This window comes from Streptomyces sp. NPDC057702 (assembly GCF_042799315.1).
Taxonomy (GTDB): Bacteria; Actinomycetota; Actinomycetes; order Streptomycetales; family Streptomycetaceae; genus Streptomyces.
Map to the genome: position 1 here is coordinate 44,555 of NZ_JBHVJC010000016.1, position 14,690 is coordinate 59,244.

The following is a 14,690-nucleotide window of genomic DNA, read 5'->3' on the forward strand; positions in this document are numbered from 1 at the left end:
GCCACAGGGAGGGTCCCGCAACCAGCGGCCCGCGGGAAGGGGCACTACGCCGGACGGTCCAGTTGCCGGACCGGCCCGCGCGCCCCGTGGCCCGGGGCGCGCGGGCGCGGGGCGGGCGCCGGGGCGCGGGTCACCGGGGGGCGGTCAGGCGGGCGTGCAGGGAGCGGGCGGAGGCGTCGGTGAGCGAGGCGATCTGGTCGACGACGACGCGCAGCCGCTCGGTGTCGTCGTGGGCCGCCGCGAACAGCGCGCGGAACTGCGGGTCGAGGCCGTGCGGGGCGCGCGCGAGCAGCGCCTGCGCCAGTTCGGCGATGACCACGCGCTGGTCGGCGCGCAGCCGTTCCTGGTCCGCGCGCTGCATGACGTACCGGTCGGCCACGGCCTTCAGGACGGCGCACTCCAGGCGTATGGGGCGCGGGACGACCAGCGTGGCCCGGTAGCGGGTGAGGCGCCCCGGCCCGTGGGCGGTGCGGGTGGCGTCCTCGGCGGCCTGGCAGAAGCGGCCGATGAGTTGGCTGGTGGCGTCCTTGAGGCGGGCCTGGGCCAGGGCGGAGCCGTCGTACCCGTGCGGCCACCACTCCTGGTCGAGCAGCCGGTCCAGGGCGGCGGCCAGCTCCTCGGGGTCGGCGCCGGGGGCGTAGCGGCGGGCGGCCACGGCGAAGACCTCGCGCCGCTCGGGCTCGGCGAGCAGCACGCCCGGGTCCAGGTGGCCGGCGTGCAGGCCGTCCTCGACGTCGTGGACGGAGTAGGCGACGTCGTCGGACCAGTCCATGACCTGGGCCTCGAAGCAGGTGCCGCCCGCCGGCGCGTCCTGGCGCAGCCAGTGGAAGACGGGCAGGTCGTCCGCGTACGCGCCGAACTTGGGCGAGGCCGGGTCGGTGGGGTGCGCGCCGCGCGGCCAGGGGTACTTGGTGGCGGCGTCCAGGGCGGCGCGGGTGAGGTTGAGTCCGACGCTGACGGGTTCGCCCGACTCCGCGTCGGTACGGAAGCGCTTGGGCTCGACGCGGGTGAGCAGGCGCAGCGACTGGGCGTTGCCCTCGAAGCCGCCGCACTCCCGGGCGACCTCGTCCAGGGCGCGCTCGCCGTTGTGACCGAACGGCGGGTGGCCCAGGTCGTGGGCGAGGCAGGCCACCTCGACCAGGTCCGGGTCGCAGCCGAGCGCGGCGCCCAGCTCCCGGCCGACCTGGGCGCACTCCAGGGAGTGCGTGAGCCGGGTGCGGGGGCTGGCGTCCCACGCCTGGGGGCTCGTGTCGGGGGTCACCACCTGGGTCTTGCCGGCGAGCCGGCGCAGCGCGGCGGAGTGCAGCAGCCGGGCCCGGTCGCGCTGGAAGGCGGTGCGCCCGGGGCGCTTGTCGGGCTCGGGCTCCCACCGCTCCAGGTCGGCGGCGGAGTAGCCGGGCACGTCGGGCTGGTCGCGCGGGGCGCCCTGGCCGGGCTGGCGGTGCCGGTCGCCGTGGCCGGGCTGGTCCCCGTCGCCGAGCCGGTCGGGTCGGCCGGTGGGGGCGAACTGTCCGGACTGACCGGGGGAAGGCGGTGGTGTGCCGTTCATACCCCGACGGTAACCGCCGGACCACGGACGGGTCGGAGCGGGCGCGGGCGGCGGCCGGATGGGGCGGGGCACGGGGACGGCCTCCGCCTGGCGACGGGGACGGCGCCGTACGCCGACCGGGCCCGCCTCGTCGGCGGGGCGGCGGCGCGGCGGCCGGGCGCGGCGGGCGGCGGCCGGGCGGGGCGCCGGCCCCGCCCTACCGGTGGTCAGTGGTGCCAGGCCGTGCCGCCGGTGTTGTGGATCATCCGCTGGAGCACCTTCATCGTGGTCAGGAACTCCGCGTCGCTGACGCCCTCGTGAATGGTCGCCCGGTTCGCCCGCTGGACCGCCGCGGCCCGCGCGTACAGCGCCTCGCCGGCCTCGGTGAACCGCAGCCGCCCGGACGCGTCGGGGGCCAGCAGCCCCCGCTCCAGCGTCGCGTCGATCTCCGTCGCCAGGTCGTCGCCGACGTCCAGGTAGCCGCCGAGCACGGCGGTGATCTCCGCGCGCGTGCGGCCCGTCGGGTGCTCGGCCACCTGGTGCAGCGTCCACCACTGCGGCTGGGTGAGGCCGACGTCGCGCAGGCCGGCCCGGATGAAGTCGACCACCGCCTTGCTCGCGGCCCAACCCCAGTAGCCGATGGGCTGCTTGACCAGGTCCTCGTCGCTGTGTGAGTAGCTCATGACGAGGACGCTAGAAGTTGAACCAATGGTGAGGTCAAGCCGGTGGCCTCGACCCGGGGGCCTCAGCCCGGGTACGCGTCCACCTCGGCGAGGTAGCCGGCCCGGGTGGGTTCGTCGAGGAAGGCGGCGAGGAAGGAGTTGCGCGCGAGCGTGCGCAGCGCCTCCGCGTCCAACCCGAGGGCGTCCCGTACGGCGGTGTAGTTGTCGCCGACGTAGCCGCCGAAGTACGCGGGGTCGTCGGAGTTGATCGTGACCCGCAGCCCGGCGGCGAGCATGGCCGGCAACGGGTGGTCGGCGAGGTCCTCGTACACCCGCAGGCGCACGTTGGACAGCGGGCACACGGTCAGCGGCACCTGCTCCGCGACCAGCCGCGCGACCAGCGCCTCGTCCTCCAGGCAGCGCACGCCGTGGTCGATCCGGTCCACGCGCAGGACGTCGAGCGCCTCCCAGACGTATCCGGGCGGGCCCTCCTCGCCCGCGTGCGCCACGCACCGCAGGCCGGCCGCGCGGGCCCGCTCGAAGACCTCGCGGAACTTGGCCGGCGGGTTGCCCACCTCGGCCGAGTCGAGCCCGACGGCGGTGATCCGGTCCAGCCAGGGGCGGGCCGCCTCGAATGTGACCAGGGCCGACTCGGCGCTCTCGTCGCGCAGGAAGCACATGATGAGGCGGGTGGTGATGCCGTAGGTCTCGGGCGCCTGGTCCAGCGCGCGGGTGAGGCCGTCGATGACCGTCCCGATCGGCACCCCGCGCGCGGTGTGGGCCTGCGGGTCGAAGAAGATCTCGGCATGCCGCACGCCCTGCGCCCGCGCCCGCGCGAGGTAGGCGTGCGCCAGCTCGGCGAAGTCCTCCTCGGTGCGCAGGACGGCCATCAGCGCGTAGTACAGGTTGAGGAAGGACTGGAGGTCGGTGAAGGAGTACGCGGCGCGCAGCTCGTCCTCGGAGGCGTACGGCAGCGCGACGCCGTTGCGCCGGGCGAGCGCGAAGGCCAGCTCCGGCTCCAACGTGCCCTCGATGTGCAGGTGGAGCTCGGCCGTGGGCAGGGCGGGCGCGGGCCGGTCCGGCCGGTCGGTGGGGGTGGGCCGGTCGGCGGGGGCGGGCCGGTGGAGCTGGTCGGACATGACACCTAGTCTCGCTCTGAGCTGCGGAAAGAAGCTCCCAGCGTAACGCCGTGCCGGTGCCGGTCGGCTCCGATGACCAGCGCGACGCGCGCCCGTGACCGGGCCGCGAGGCGGGCGCCGGGCAGGCGGCCCCGGGCCCGCGTGGGCGCGCCGCCGGCGCGTCGGGCGCGGCGCGCGGCCTCGCTCGCGGAGGCTGTCGGGGTGGCCTGGCCGGTGCTGCGCCAGCCCGTCCGGGGCGGGTCGTGTCCGCGTGCGCCGCGTCGGTGGGGGGCACCGGGTCGCCGTGGGCCCAGCGGGGCTCGCGCGCGGCGTGGCCGGCGGGGCGCCTCGGCGCGTGCGTGGCGTCGACCTGGACGGCGCGCGGGGGGCCGGTTCCGCGTGCGACGGCGGGCCCGGCGCGTGCGCGCGCGTGGCCACGCGGCGCCCAGGCGTGGCGGCGGTCACCGGGCGAGCGGCGTGCCGTGGGTACGGCAGCCGCTTCCCCGGCCCGGCCGTGTGCGTGCCCAGGGCGCGGGCGGGGCACGCGGGCGCGGTGGTCGCGGGGGCGGCGCGAGCGGGGCTGGCCGATCCGGGGTTACGCGGCGGGGGGCGCGGGCGGCTCGGGGGTGGTCTCCTCGACGACCCAGGCCAGGTACGCCGGATCGCCGTGGGTGACGGGGGTCGCGACGATCTCCGGCGTGTCGTAGCCGTGCGCGGCCCGCAGATGGGCGGCCAGCGCCTCGAACCGGGCGGCCGTCGTCTTGAACAGCACCTGCCACTCCCGCTCGGCGACCACCTCGCCCCGCCACCGGTAGACCGAGGACACCGGACCGCTGATCTGCGCGCAGGCCGCCACCCGGGCCGCGACCGCGCCGCGCGCCAGCGCGTCGGCCTTCTCGCCGGCGTCGGTGGTGGTCAGCACCGTGAGGACGGCGGCGGTGGCGCCGGGTCGCTCGACGGGGGTGGTGGGGGCGACTGCGTCTGACGGGTCGGGGACCACGGCTACGGCTCCTTCGGCTCGGGCTGGCCGTCCGACTACCCGCCGTCCACCGCCCGTACGCCCCGAGGGCCCGGTCGGGAACGCGGCATGCGGACGCACACACGGGGTACCACGGTAGCCGCGCGGGCCACCCGGGCCCGCGGTACCGTCAAACCCCACTAAAAGCTGCGAAGCGGTCACGTGGAGCGCAGCGAAAGGACGGCCCATGGACGACCTCACCGCACTGGCCCGTGAGCATCTGGACGCGGCACGGATGGAGTCGCACGGACGCAGCGCCCATCTGTTCCTGCACGACGGACCCCTGCGGCAGAGCCTGATCGCGCTGGTCACCGGCACGGAACTGGACGAGCACAACGCCCCGCCGGCGGCGAGCCTCCAGGTCCTGCACGGCCATGTACGGCTGATCGGCAACGAGAGCGGCGCCCGTGACCTGATCGCCGGCCAGATGCAGGCCATCCCGCACGAGCGGAACTCGCTGCTGGCCGTCGAGGACTCGGTGGTCCTCCTCACGGCGGTGACCGCGACCCCCGACTGCGAGCCCGCGCCCCGCCCGACCGCCGCCCCCTGACCAAGGGCCCGCCCCTCCCGCGCCGGCCCCGTCTCCCGCGCGCCCGCCCCGGCCCGTCTCCCCCCGTGGCCCTCTCCGCCGCGACGCCGCCTCGGCCGGTCGGGGCCGTTGTCAGACCCCTGTGGTGAGGTGGACACGTACGCGGGCGAGGGCACGGGAGCGGGGAGCGTCATGGGCACGTGGGGCAGCGGCAACTTCGACAGCGACACGGCGGCCGATCATCTCGCGGACGTCATCGGCCGGCTCGTCGCCGAGGTCGCCGACGCGATGTCCGGTGACCCCGTGGAGCTGGAGGCGGACGAGTACTGGGGCAACGCCGTGCCCTGCCACCTGGAGCTGTTGTACGCCCTGGCACGCGCGGGGTACGCCACCCACCACCTCCCGGAGCCCGGCGTGATCGCGAGCTGGAAGGCCGACTTCCTGGCGATATGGGAGCGCACGATCGACGACCTGGAGCCGTCGGCGGAGTTCCGGGAGGAGCGGCGGGCGGTGCTGGTGCGCACCTTCGACCAGTTGGCCGAGGTCGCCACGCGGCACTGACCGCGCGCCCCGCGGTGGCGGGGTGCCGTGCCGGGCGGATCGCCGGGGGCGGGTGGGGGCCGCCGGAGGCGGGAGCGTGGGGTCGGCGCTGGGCGGGGCTGGAGCTGGGCGGGCTGGAGCTGGGCGGGCTGGAGCTGGGCGGGGCTGGAGCTGGCACGGTGAGGTGCGGCGGGGCGCGGGGCCGGGGCACCGTCCGGTCGGGGTCGGAGTCCGCGCGGTGAGCTGGACCAGGGCGAGGGGTCGGGCCGGGCCTGGCGGGTGCTGGTGGGCGGCGGTCGCCCCCGCCGGGGCGACCGGGGCGGGTGGTCCGTGGGGAGCGTCGGGCGTGGGCGTCGGGCGGGGGGGCATCGGTCGGCGGCGTCGGTCGGGCGCGGGCTCGCCGTGGTGACCGCCGGTGCCGCTGGCGGGCCGGCGCTGCGGCGCGCGGCGGGCGGCGAGCGGCGAGCGGCGAGCGGCGAGCGCCATTGGACTGGACAAGGTCGGGCGAGGTGACGCGGCCGGATCAGGTGGGGCCGGGGGCGGGTGGGCCGGATGGGGCGGTCCGTGACCGCCCGCCGGGCCGGGGGGTCGGGTGCGGGCGAGGCGTGCCGGTGCGCGTCGAGGGCGGGCGGGGGGGTGGCCCTACGAGGTGGTCGAGCGGGGCCGTCGGGGCGGGGAGGCCGCGGGGACGGCAGGCCACGAAGGTGGTGGCCAGACGGCGATGAGGCCATGGGAGTGGCCGGGTCGCGCGTCAGGGGCGGGGTAGGCGGACCGTGCTCGTCTTGCCCAGCGCGTCCGCGTCGGCGACCACGCGCAACTCGCCGCCCGCCTCGTCGGCGAGGGCGGCGACGATGGCCAGCCCCCGGCCGCCGCAACCGTCGGCGTGCGCCACGGACCGGGGGGCGGGGATGACCGGATGCCGGTCGTGCACGGCGATGACCAGCGCTTCACGGGTCAGGGTGAGCGCGACGTCGGAGAACGGCGAACGCGGGGCGGCGTGTCGGACGGTGTTGGTCACCAGCTCGCTGAGGACGAGCAGCGCGGCGTCGGCCAGGTCCCGCTCCTCCTCCGCCAGCCAGTCGGCCAGCAGGACGCGCGCCGCCCGCCGCGCGGCGGGCACGGAGGCGGCCACCGTGGGCAGGGTGAGGCGGCGTCGCGCGAGGACGGGCGTCGTCGCGACGGTCATCACGCCGGGTTCACGTCCTTCACGTCCCCCCGTCGTCCACGTCGGCATCACGTACCTCACGCGTCCCTTCCTGCGTACGGCCGGCGTCCGTCAGGCGGTGACGGGCGCCGGGCCCGGGGCCCGCACTGCGCGGTACACGTCGGTCGGACGGTGCGGCGCTTCCGGCGGTCCAGACCAGTCACCGAATGGTTGGCTCAGACTTCGTCGGCCAGGATGAATCGGGCAGCTGGATTCGGGTGCACCGTAGCGCGGATGCCCCTCGCCCGGAATGCCGAAAGCTAGACGATGGCCACAACTAGCCGCCGGCGTCCGCCCTTCCTATGCTGGGCCGATGCCGGATGCGCTGCTGGAACCCGTGGGTCTCGGCGCTACCGAGAGCGCCCTGTATCCGCACGTGCTGTCCACTCCCCGCTGTACGACGGCCCAGCTCGCCGAGGCCGTCGGCGCGACCCCCGCCCAGGTGCGCCCCGCGCTGCGCCGGCTCGTGGAGTCGGGCCTGATCGCCCGCATCGCGGGCCGACCCGCCCGCTACACCGCCGCCCCGCCCGGCGCCGCCTTCGACGTGCTCGCCGAGCGGCGCCACCAGGAACTCGAAGCACTCCGGGAGCACCTGCGGGAGCTGGCCGTGCGGTACCAGGGGGCGACGGCCAGCAGTCCCGGGGACCTGATCGAGCTGATCGAGGGCCCGCTCGCGATGCGGGACCGGGTGGAGCAGCTGCAACTGGGCGCGGAGCGGGAGATGCTCGTGGTCGACGCCCCGCCGTACTTCAGCTCGACGGCCAACGACAACCCGATCGAGGACCAGTTGTTGCGGCGCGGCGTGGAGTGCCGGGTCATCTACGACGCCGCGGCCCTGGAGATGCCTGGTCGGATGGACTTCGTGTGGGCGTGCGTGGCCAAGGGCGAGCAGGCGCGGAGTCTGCCGTCGGCCCGGCTCAAGATGCTCATCGCGGACCGTTCCAGCGCCGTGATCCCGCTGGTGCTGGAGGCCAGCGAGACCTCCGCCGCGATCGCCGTACGCCCCTCGCCCCTGCTGACGGCCATCGTCACCTGCTTCGACCTGATGTGGGAGCGGGCCGCGCCGATCGGCGTCAGCGCCCCGTCCGACAGCCCGTTGGACGAGCGTGACCGCGAGTTGCTGAGCATGCTGGCCAGCGGCATGAAGGACGCGACGATCATCCGCTCACTCGGCATCACCCAGCGCACCATGACCCGCCGGGTCGCCCAGCTCATGACGCTGCTGGGCGCCCAGACCCGCTTCCAGGCCGGCCTGCAGGCGGCCCGCCGCGGCTGGCTGTAGCACGCGGACGAGGCCCGCCCGCGCTTCCCCCCGGCGCACCACCCGCCACCCGTACGCCGCCGCCGGCGTGCGCCCCGCCCCCGCTGTACCTCCCCGGCACGCGCCGCGCGCCGCCGCGCGCCGCCGCCGTCGCCCACGCCCTCGCCCTCGCCGTACGACCCTGGCCGCGGCCCGGCCAGCCCGGGCCCGCGCGGCTCGGCTGCCAGGGCCGTCAGCTCCTGGTCGCGGGCGCGGCGCGGCGGGTCGCGGGCGGCCGGGCCGGCCCGACGGGCACGAGCGGTGCCGGGGGCAGTGGCGGGGCCGGGGCGAGGGTCGGGGCCGGGGCGGGAGTCGGGGTGGACGGCGGGGCGGGGCGGGAGCGCTGGGCGCGGGCGCGGTGGGCGCTCGGGCTGACACCACGGACCCGTTTGAACGCCACGCTCAGCGCGAAGGCGTTGGCGTACCCGACCCGGCGCGCCGCGCGCTCCACCGTCATGTCGGGCTCGCGCAGCAGGTCCGCGGCGAGCGCCATCCGCCAGCCGGTCAGATACGTCATCGGCGGCTCGCCGACCAGCTGTGTGAAGCGCCGGGCGAGCGCGGCACGGGAGACGCCCGTCCTGGCGGCGAGCGCGGCCACGGTCCACGGGTGCGCCGGATCGTCGTGCAACAGGTGCAGCGCCCTGCCCACCACAGGGTCGTCGTATGCCCGGTACCAGGCGGGGGCCTGCGCCTCCGGGCGGGCGAACCAGGCCCGCAGCGTCGAGATGAGCAGCAGGTCCAGCAGCCGGTCCAGGACGACCTGTTGGCCCGGGGCGTCGCGCTCGACCTCCTCCGCGACGAACGGCATCAGCGGGCAGTCCCAGCACTCCTCGGTGAGCACGACCAGCGGTGGCAGCGCGGCCAGCAGCCGTTCACCCACGTCGCTGGAGAGCGGGTACTCCCCGCTGAGCAGCAACGCCGAGCCGGCGCGGCTGCGCCCGTAGGTCCGCACCCCCAGCGTCAGCGACTGGCTCAGGTCCTCCCCGGTCGGCGAGGTGCAGGCGTCACCGCCGTGGACCAGCACCTGGGGCGCGAGCCCGGGCCGGTCCGAGATCGTGTACGGCTGCGGGCCGCGCACGATCGCGATGTCACCGGCCCGCAGCGGCACCGGGGCCGCGCCGCCGACCGCGATCCACGCGTCCCCGCGCACCATCGTGACCAGCGCGAGCGGCGTGCCGTGCAGAAAGCGCAGCGACCAGGGCGGGGCCAGAACGGACTGGTGGAAGAGGGCCCCGCGGGCCCGTGCCCCGTTCAGGAGATCGGCGAGCGCGTCCATGGCGCCAGCGTAAACGGACATCCGTGCGTGGGGCGGCGGGATATTCGGACGCCGGAGGTGGCGGGTGGGGCGCGCGGGGTGGACGAACGGACATGCCGGCGAGCCTTTCGACCATGGTCGGCCGGCGTGCGTACCGCTTGACTGGAGTCATGACAGAGAACGGCCCCCTGCGGGACAGCGACTTTCTGGTGTTGGGCGGTACCGGCAAGACCGGTCGCCGCGTGGTGGAGCGGCTGCGGGAGCGCGGCCTGAGGGTGCGGGTGGCCTCGCGGTCCGCCGAGGGCGGGCGGCAGCGCTTCGTGTGGGAGGAAGAGGAGACCTGGGGCCCGGCGTTGGCGGGCGTGGGCGCGGTGTACCTGGTGCCGCCGGGCGAGCTGACCAGCCCGGAGTCGGCGCGCGCGGTCGAGGCGTTCGCGGCCCGCGCGGTGGCCGCCGGGGTGCGGCGCATCGTGCTGCTGTCGGCGCGCGAGGAAGCGGAGTTGCTCGACGGGGAGCGGGCGGTCCGCGATTCCGGGGTGGCCGAGTGGACGGTGCTGCGGCCGAGTTGGTTCGCGCAGAACTTCAGCGAGGACTTCTTCCACCCGGCCGTCGTGGGCGGCCACCTGCGGCTGTCCACCGGAGCGGGCCAGGAGCCGTTCATCGACGTCGAGGACATCGCCGACGTGGCGGTGGTGGCGCTGACCGAGGACGGTCACGCGGGGCAGACGTACGCGTTGTCGGGGCCCCGGCTGCTGACGTTCGGCGAGGCCGTCGCGGAGATCGCCCGGGCCACCGGCCGGGACATCACCTACACCCCGCTCGACGAGGAGCAGTTCGTCGCCGAGTGGACGGCCGCGGGCGTGCCGCCGCACCTCGTCGAGGTGCTGCGTCGACTGTTCGCCCTGATCAGGGAAGGCAAGAACGCCCACCTGTCCGACGGCGTCCAGCGCGTCCTCGGCCGCGAGCCGCGCGACATCACCGACTACGTCAACGCGACGGCGGCGACCGGCGTGTGGGCGGCCCCCACCGCGTGAGCGGGGCGGCCCGCGTCGCGTGAGCGGACGGGGCCGCGCGGTGTGGCGGCGGAGGAGCTCGCGCCGCCACACGGCGCGTGCGCCGCGTGCGGACGACGTCGCGCGTACGCCGACCCGCACGGATCGACGCCGCGCGCGGGGCGGCCCGCGCGGTACGCCTCACGCGGGGCGGCCCGCGTGCCCCCTGGCCGGTGGCGCGGAACGGACGAGACGGGCACGGAAACGGGCGGGCCCCCGCCACACGGCGGGGGCCCGTTGCCGGTCAAGGGCGGGAGTGCGCGGCCCGCTCCAGGTCGAGTTCGGCCCACACGTCCTTGCCGACGGTGCGCTCCCGCACGCCCCACCGCGCCGCCACGGCGTCCACGATGAGCAGTCCGCGGCCGAACTTGTCGTCGGGTCCCGGCTCCCGGGTGCGTGGCAGCCGCTCGCCCTTCGGGTCGCTGACGGCGACCCGGAGCGCCGCCCGGCTCAGGGTGAGTTGCACGCGGAACAGGCGTCCACGCAGCGCCCCGTGCAGCACGGCGTTGCTGGCCAGCTCCGAGACGATCAACGCCACGTCGTCGGCGAGGGCGGGTTGCCCCCAGTCCGCGACGACGCGCGCGGCGCGCCTGCGGGCCTGCGACACGCTTTTCGGATACGGCGTGTAATCAAATCGGTCGTATGCGACGGCGGATTGATCCGTATCGCTGTCTAGACCGGACGGGCCTTGGGGCGCCAAGGTCACCACACACCTCCAGGAAGAACCGTCTTGCGCACGCCGGCACGGCCGCCCGACGTTCCTGCCGGGCCGGCCACCGCGCCAGCGATCAACTACGGAAAGTAGTGCCACGCGATTGATCCTTTTACTCGCGCACGGAGCGATTACCTCCGTTTCAGCCGCTAGTGGCGGAGTGTGCCCCTCTGTCGTGCTACTTCCGCTCGCTACGACGAGGTTGACCCGGCGCGACCGGCACCGCGCGGCGGGCCCGGCCCGCGCCCCGTCGCGCGACGCTCGCGTCCCTGGTCAACGCGGTGGGCCGAGGGCGTGGAGGCCGGCCCCAACACGAGGGTGTCGGGCCCGATTTGCGACGGTGTGCGGGGCGGTGGTCCAGCGTGGGGTCAGGCCAGCCACTGGTCGTAGGCGAGTTTGCACACGAGGGTGACGACGACCACGACGAGGACCACGCGGACGAAGCCGCTGCCGCGCTTGAGGGCCATGCGGGCGCCGAGCAGGCCGCCGCCCAGGTTGAACAGGGCCATGGGGGCGGCGATGGACCACAGGACCGCGCCCTGGGCGGTGAACATGGCCAGGGCGCCCAGATTGGTGCAGGTGTTGACCACCTTGGTGGTGGCCGACGCCGTGACCAGGTCCATGTGCAGGATCGCGGCGAAGGCGATGACCAGGAACGTGCCGGTGCCGGGGCCGATCAGACCGTCGTAGAAGCCGATGCCGAGGCCGGCGACGAGGATGGCCACCAGGACGCGGCGGCGGGTGACCGGGCCCGCGCCGGAGCTCGCGCCGAACGTGGGGCGCAGCAGCACGAAGGCCAGCACCGCCAACAGCACCACCATGATCAGGGGGCGGAGGACCGCGCTGTTGATGCCGGCGGCGAAGAACGCGCCGCCGAAGGAGCCCGCGACGGCGGCCACGCCGATGCGGATGGCGGTGCGGACGTCCACCGGCGCCTTGCGGGTGTAGGTGATCGCGGCGGCCGTCGTGCCGACGACGGCGACCGCCTTGTTGGTGCCGAGGACGTGCGCGGCCGGTACGTGCGGCAGCCCCACCAGCAGGGCCGGCAGTTGCAGCAGGCCGCCGCCGCCCACCACCGCGTCGATCCAGCCGGCCATGGCCGCCGCCAGACACAGCAGGACCAGCGTCAGCAGGGATATGTCGTGCATGGTCGCCTCTCAGGCCGTCGAGCCGTCGCGTCGGGCCACGGTCCGCCCCCGCTCCCCTCGCGCGCCTCGCTCAGGCCGCGCCGGATCGCGCGTAGCAGCGGCGCAGCCAGCGCGCGTGGTCCGCGGCGGCGGGCTCGAACGGGAGCCGCCGGTGCATCACCCTACGGTTGTCGAAAACGTGGAAGCCGCCGGCCTCCACCATGATCGGTTCGCCCTCGCAGCCGGCGACCCGCTCCGCGAACCGGGCCAGCGCCTCCCGGGCCGCCCCGGTGCGGCCGGTGATCCGGCCCGGCCCGTACCGCAGGCCCATCGCGCCGCCCGGCAGCGTCCACAGCAGGGGCACTCCGGTACGCAGCGGCGGCCGGTCGGCGGCGGCGGCCCGCCCGCCGTCGTGGGCCGCGCCCCCGGCATCCGCGTCGGCGCCCTGGTCGACGGCGCGCCGCGCGCCCGCCACGGGAGCCGCCGCGTACGACTCGGGCGCCGTCACGTCGAAGTCCGGTCGGCGCAGCGCGGCCACCGTGGTGGCGGACAGGCCGGACAGGGCCTCGTCCACGGACAACAGCCAGGTGGGGACGCGTTCGGTGTTGCGCATGCCGTAGAAGGACAGGAAGTGCGGAATGGATTCTTCAGCCGCGCCGTCCGCCCGGTGGTCCAGGACCGAGTCGTCGGTGTGCCAGTCCAGGCCGGCGGCGTATCCCCAGGAGGTCTGGCTGTGGGCGGCGTCGGGGCTCGGTGCGACGTTGCGCACGAGACGGCCCTCGTTCTCCCAGCGGTAGGCGACCGGGTCCAGGCCGAGCAGCCGCAGCAGCCCGAAGTGGACCAGGTTGGGGACGGTCAGCAGCGACTCGTCGCAGAACCCGGTGCGCGGGGTCGGCACCTCGTCCTCGGCCTGGGGCAGGCCGGTCAGCTCCAGCCACGGGGTGGGCGCCTCCCGCCAGCGCGCCAGGCGCTCCAGGGTGGCGGCGGGCAGCCGGGCCCGCAGCAGGGTGGCGCCCCGCTCCAGGTAGTAGCGCGGGTCCTCGTCGGGCAGCGGTACGCGGGAGGTGGCCGACCCGGGGGCGGGCGGCTCGTCGGGGGGTGCGGGGGCCGCGGTCGCGGCCGTCGGGCGGAGGGGCGCGACGGGCTGTCGCGTGCGCGGCGGCCCGGACGCCGGTGTTGCGTTCATGATCACGAGCCTAGGAAACGGATGGCGACACGTCCCCGAACCGCCCGATTGTTGAGGTACTTCTGAGCTTCGGCTCAATCCCGACCCCGGGGGAATATGCCGTTCCGTGACTACGCTGAGCCTCCGACACACCGGCCCCCACCGGGAGATGGCCCATGGATGACCAGCAGCGCTGCCCCGTCACCCTCCCGCACCGACTCGACCCGCACGGGGTCGACCAGCACGGCGTCAACGCGGGCCTGCGCGCGCACGGCGCGGCGGTGCCGCTCGTCCTGCCGGGCGAGGTGCCCGCGTACGCCGTCGTGCGCCACGAGGAGTTGCGGGAGTTCCTCCAGGACCCCGACGTCGCCAAGGACGCCTGCCACTTCGCCGCGCTGCACGCGGGGCGGTTGCCGGACGGCTGGCCGCTGACGGCCTTCGCCACCGTCCAGGGCATGACCACCGCCGACGGTGACGAACACCGGCGGCTGCGCACCCTGGTCACCCGGGCGTTCACCCCGCGCCGGGTGGAGGCGCTGCGCCCACGGGTGCGCGAGCGGACCGGCGCGCTGCTCGACCGGCTGGCCGACGCGGCGGCGGTGGCGCCCGACGGCGTGGTCGATCTGCGCGAGCTGTACGCCCTGCCGCTGCCGCTCGGGGTGATCTGCGAACTGCTGGGCGTGGACCCGGCGCACGAGGAGCGGCTGCACGCGCTCTCGCACGACATCGTGAGCACGGCCACCGATCCCCGGCGGGCGCGGGCCGCGACCGAGGAGATGTACGCCGTCCTGTCCCAGGTGGCGGCCGAGCGGCGGGCCGCGCCCGGGAACGACCTGACCAGCGCGCTGATCGCCGCGCGCGAGGAGGATGGCGACCGGCTCAGCGAGGAGGAACTGTCCGCCACCCTGCTGCTGATGATCATCGCCGGGCACGAGACCAACCTGCACCTGATCACCAACGCGGTGCGCGCCCTGAGCACCCACCCCGAGCAACTCGCCCTCGTGCTGGCCGGCGAGGTCACCTGGGACGCGGTCGTCGAGGAGACGCTGCGCTACGACAGCCCGGTCAGCTACTTCCCGTTCCGCTACCCCACCACCGACCTGACGGTCGGCGACACGGTGATCCCGCGCGGGGCCCCGGTGCTCGCCTCGTACACGGCGGCGGGGCGCGACCCGTTGGCGTACGGCCCGGACGCCGACCGGTTCGACGTGCGGCGCGAGACCGACGTGCGGAACCTGGCGTTCAGCCACGGCGCGCACTACTGCCTGGGCGCCCCGCTGGCCCGGATGGAGTCGGCGATCGCGCTCGGCATGCTCTACGAGCGCTTCCCCGACCTCGCTCTGGCCGTGCCCGAGGCCGAGTTGCCGCCGCATCCGAGCTTCATCGGCAACAGCACGCACACCCTGCCGGTGCGCCTGGCGGGCGGCGGGCCGGGGTGAGTCGCGCCGGCGCCCCGCCACCGCGCCGGCACGCCCGGGCG

Annotated in this window: 14 protein-coding genes; 5 read left to right on the forward strand and 9 right to left on the reverse strand. The window is 75.8% G+C overall.

What is annotated here, in order from left to right; translation table 11 throughout:
* Nucleotides 1-130 precede the first annotated feature (130 nt).
* The 4 genes from ACFVFR_RS14415 to cutA form a co-directional block, all read right to left on the reverse strand.
* Entirely contained in the window at nt 131-1,549 is a 1,419-nt protein-coding gene (locus ACFVFR_RS14415) for a deoxyguanosinetriphosphate triphosphohydrolase (RefSeq protein ID WP_383701137.1), read from the reverse strand.
* 206 nt (nt 1,550-1,755) lie between these two features.
* Nucleotides 1,756-2,211: a MarR family winged helix-turn-helix transcriptional regulator gene (locus ACFVFR_RS14420; RefSeq protein ID WP_383701139.1), complete on the reverse strand. Its 456-nt coding sequence runs from the start codon at nt 2,209-2,211 to the stop codon at nt 1,756-1,758.
* Between the two features lie 62 nt (nt 2,212-2,273).
* On the reverse strand, nt 2,274-3,329 hold the full coding sequence (locus ACFVFR_RS14425; protein ID WP_383701141.1) for an adenosine deaminase: 1,056 nt from the start codon (nt 3,327-3,329) through the stop codon (nt 2,274-2,276).
* Between the two features lie 574 nt (nt 3,330-3,903).
* The gene (gene cutA / locus ACFVFR_RS14430; RefSeq protein ID WP_383701355.1) at nt 3,904-4,230 is read right to left on the reverse strand and encodes a divalent-cation tolerance protein CutA; all 327 of its coding nucleotides are present in this window, start codon (nt 4,228-4,230) and stop codon (nt 3,904-3,906) included.
* A gap of 283 nt (nt 4,231-4,513) precedes the next feature.
* On the opposite strand from cutA, the gene ACFVFR_RS14435 reads away from it, so the two are divergent.
* On the forward strand, nt 4,514-4,876 hold the full coding sequence (locus tag ACFVFR_RS14435) for a cupin (protein WP_383701143.1): 363 nt from the start codon (nt 4,514-4,516) through the stop codon (nt 4,874-4,876).
* Nucleotides 4,877-5,047: 171 nt separating this feature from the next.
* Nucleotides 5,048-5,416, forward strand: coding sequence for a DUF4259 domain-containing protein (locus ACFVFR_RS14440; RefSeq protein WP_383701358.1), 369 nt, complete (start codon nt 5,048-5,050; stop codon nt 5,414-5,416).
* Nucleotides 5,417-6,146: 730 nt separating this feature from the next.
* Here ACFVFR_RS14440 and ACFVFR_RS14445 read toward each other — a convergent pair.
* Nucleotides 6,147-6,581: an ATP-binding protein gene (locus tag ACFVFR_RS14445; protein ID WP_383701145.1), complete on the reverse strand. Its 435-nt coding sequence runs from the start codon at nt 6,579-6,581 to the stop codon at nt 6,147-6,149.
* 331 nt (nt 6,582-6,912) lie between these two features.
* Between ACFVFR_RS14445 and ACFVFR_RS14450 the strand changes: the two genes are divergently transcribed.
* The gene (locus ACFVFR_RS14450; RefSeq protein ID WP_383701147.1) at nt 6,913-7,881 is read left to right on the forward strand and encodes a helix-turn-helix domain-containing protein; all 969 of its coding nucleotides are present in this window, start codon (nt 6,913-6,915) and stop codon (nt 7,879-7,881) included.
* A gap of 211 nt (nt 7,882-8,092) precedes the next feature.
* On the opposite strand, the gene ACFVFR_RS14455 is transcribed toward ACFVFR_RS14450, so the two are convergent.
* Nucleotides 8,093-9,175 (reverse strand): AraC family transcriptional regulator, encoded by a 1,083-nt coding sequence (locus ACFVFR_RS14455; RefSeq protein WP_383701149.1) that lies wholly within the window; start codon nt 9,173-9,175, stop codon nt 8,093-8,095.
* 149 nt (nt 9,176-9,324) lie between these two features.
* Between ACFVFR_RS14455 and ACFVFR_RS14460 the strand changes: the two genes are divergently transcribed.
* Entirely contained in the window at nt 9,325-10,188 is an 864-nt protein-coding gene (locus ACFVFR_RS14460) for an NAD(P)H-binding protein (protein ID WP_383701151.1), read from the forward strand.
* 262 nt (nt 10,189-10,450) lie between these two features.
* Here ACFVFR_RS14460 and ACFVFR_RS14465 read toward each other — a convergent pair whose 3' ends face one another.
* From ACFVFR_RS14465 to ACFVFR_RS14475, 3 genes are all read right to left on the reverse strand, one after another.
* On the reverse strand, nt 10,451-10,813 hold the full coding sequence (locus ACFVFR_RS14465; RefSeq protein ID WP_383701153.1) for an ATP-binding protein: 363 nt from the start codon (nt 10,811-10,813) through the stop codon (nt 10,451-10,453).
* Between the two features lie 473 nt (nt 10,814-11,286).
* Nucleotides 11,287-12,066, reverse strand: a complete 780-nt coding sequence (locus tag ACFVFR_RS14470) for a sulfite exporter TauE/SafE family protein (RefSeq protein WP_383701155.1) — start codon at nt 12,064-12,066, stop codon at nt 11,287-11,289.
* Nucleotides 12,067-12,136: 70 nt separating this feature from the next.
* The gene (locus ACFVFR_RS14475) at nt 12,137-13,231 is read right to left on the reverse strand and encodes a TauD/TfdA family dioxygenase (RefSeq protein WP_383701157.1); all 1,095 of its coding nucleotides are present in this window, start codon (nt 13,229-13,231) and stop codon (nt 12,137-12,139) included.
* Between the two features lie 155 nt (nt 13,232-13,386).
* Between ACFVFR_RS14475 and ACFVFR_RS14480 the strand changes: the two genes are divergently transcribed.
* Nucleotides 13,387-14,649 carry a cytochrome P450 gene (locus ACFVFR_RS14480; RefSeq protein ID WP_383701159.1) on the forward strand — a complete coding sequence of 421 codons (1,263 nt, stop codon included), beginning with the start codon at nt 13,387-13,389 and terminating at the stop codon, nt 14,647-14,649.
* The last annotated feature ends 41 nt before the right edge of the window (nt 14,650-14,690 follow it).

What these genes read in the sequence shown, in the direction of transcription:
- ACFVFR_RS14415 (WP_383701137.1), bottom strand. Translation starts at nt 1,549, where the DNA reads ATGAACGGCACACCACCGCCTTCCCCCGGTCAGTCCGGACAGTTCGCC.
- ACFVFR_RS14420 (WP_383701139.1), bottom strand. Translation starts at nt 2,211, where the DNA reads ATGAGCTACTCACACAGCGACGAGGACCTGGTCAAGCAGCCCATCGGC.
- ACFVFR_RS14425 (WP_383701141.1), bottom strand. Translation starts at nt 3,329, where the DNA reads ATGTCCGACCAGCTCCACCGGCCCGCCCCCGCCGACCGGCCCACCCCC.
- ACFVFR_RS14435 (WP_383701143.1), top strand. Translation starts at nt 4,514, where the DNA reads ATGGACGACCTCACCGCACTGGCCCGTGAGCATCTGGACGCGGCACGG.
- ACFVFR_RS14440 (WP_383701358.1), top strand. Translation starts at nt 5,048, where the DNA reads ATGGGCACGTGGGGCAGCGGCAACTTCGACAGCGACACGGCGGCCGAT.
- ACFVFR_RS14445 (WP_383701145.1), bottom strand. Translation starts at nt 6,581, where the DNA reads ATGACCGTCGCGACGACGCCCGTCCTCGCGCGACGCCGCCTCACCCTG.
- ACFVFR_RS14450 (WP_383701147.1), top strand. Translation starts at nt 6,913, where the DNA reads ATGCCGGATGCGCTGCTGGAACCCGTGGGTCTCGGCGCTACCGAGAGC.
- ACFVFR_RS14455 (WP_383701149.1), bottom strand. Translation starts at nt 9,175, where the DNA reads ATGGACGCGCTCGCCGATCTCCTGAACGGGGCACGGGCCCGCGGGGCC.
- ACFVFR_RS14460 (WP_383701151.1), top strand. Translation starts at nt 9,325, where the DNA reads ATGACAGAGAACGGCCCCCTGCGGGACAGCGACTTTCTGGTGTTGGGC.
- ACFVFR_RS14470 (WP_383701155.1), bottom strand. Translation starts at nt 12,066, where the DNA reads ATGCACGACATATCCCTGCTGACGCTGGTCCTGCTGTGTCTGGCGGCG.
- ACFVFR_RS14475 (WP_383701157.1), bottom strand. Translation starts at nt 13,231, where the DNA reads ATGAACGCAACACCGGCGTCCGGGCCGCCGCGCACGCGACAGCCCGTC.
- ACFVFR_RS14480 (WP_383701159.1), top strand. Translation starts at nt 13,387, where the DNA reads ATGGATGACCAGCAGCGCTGCCCCGTCACCCTCCCGCACCGACTCGAC.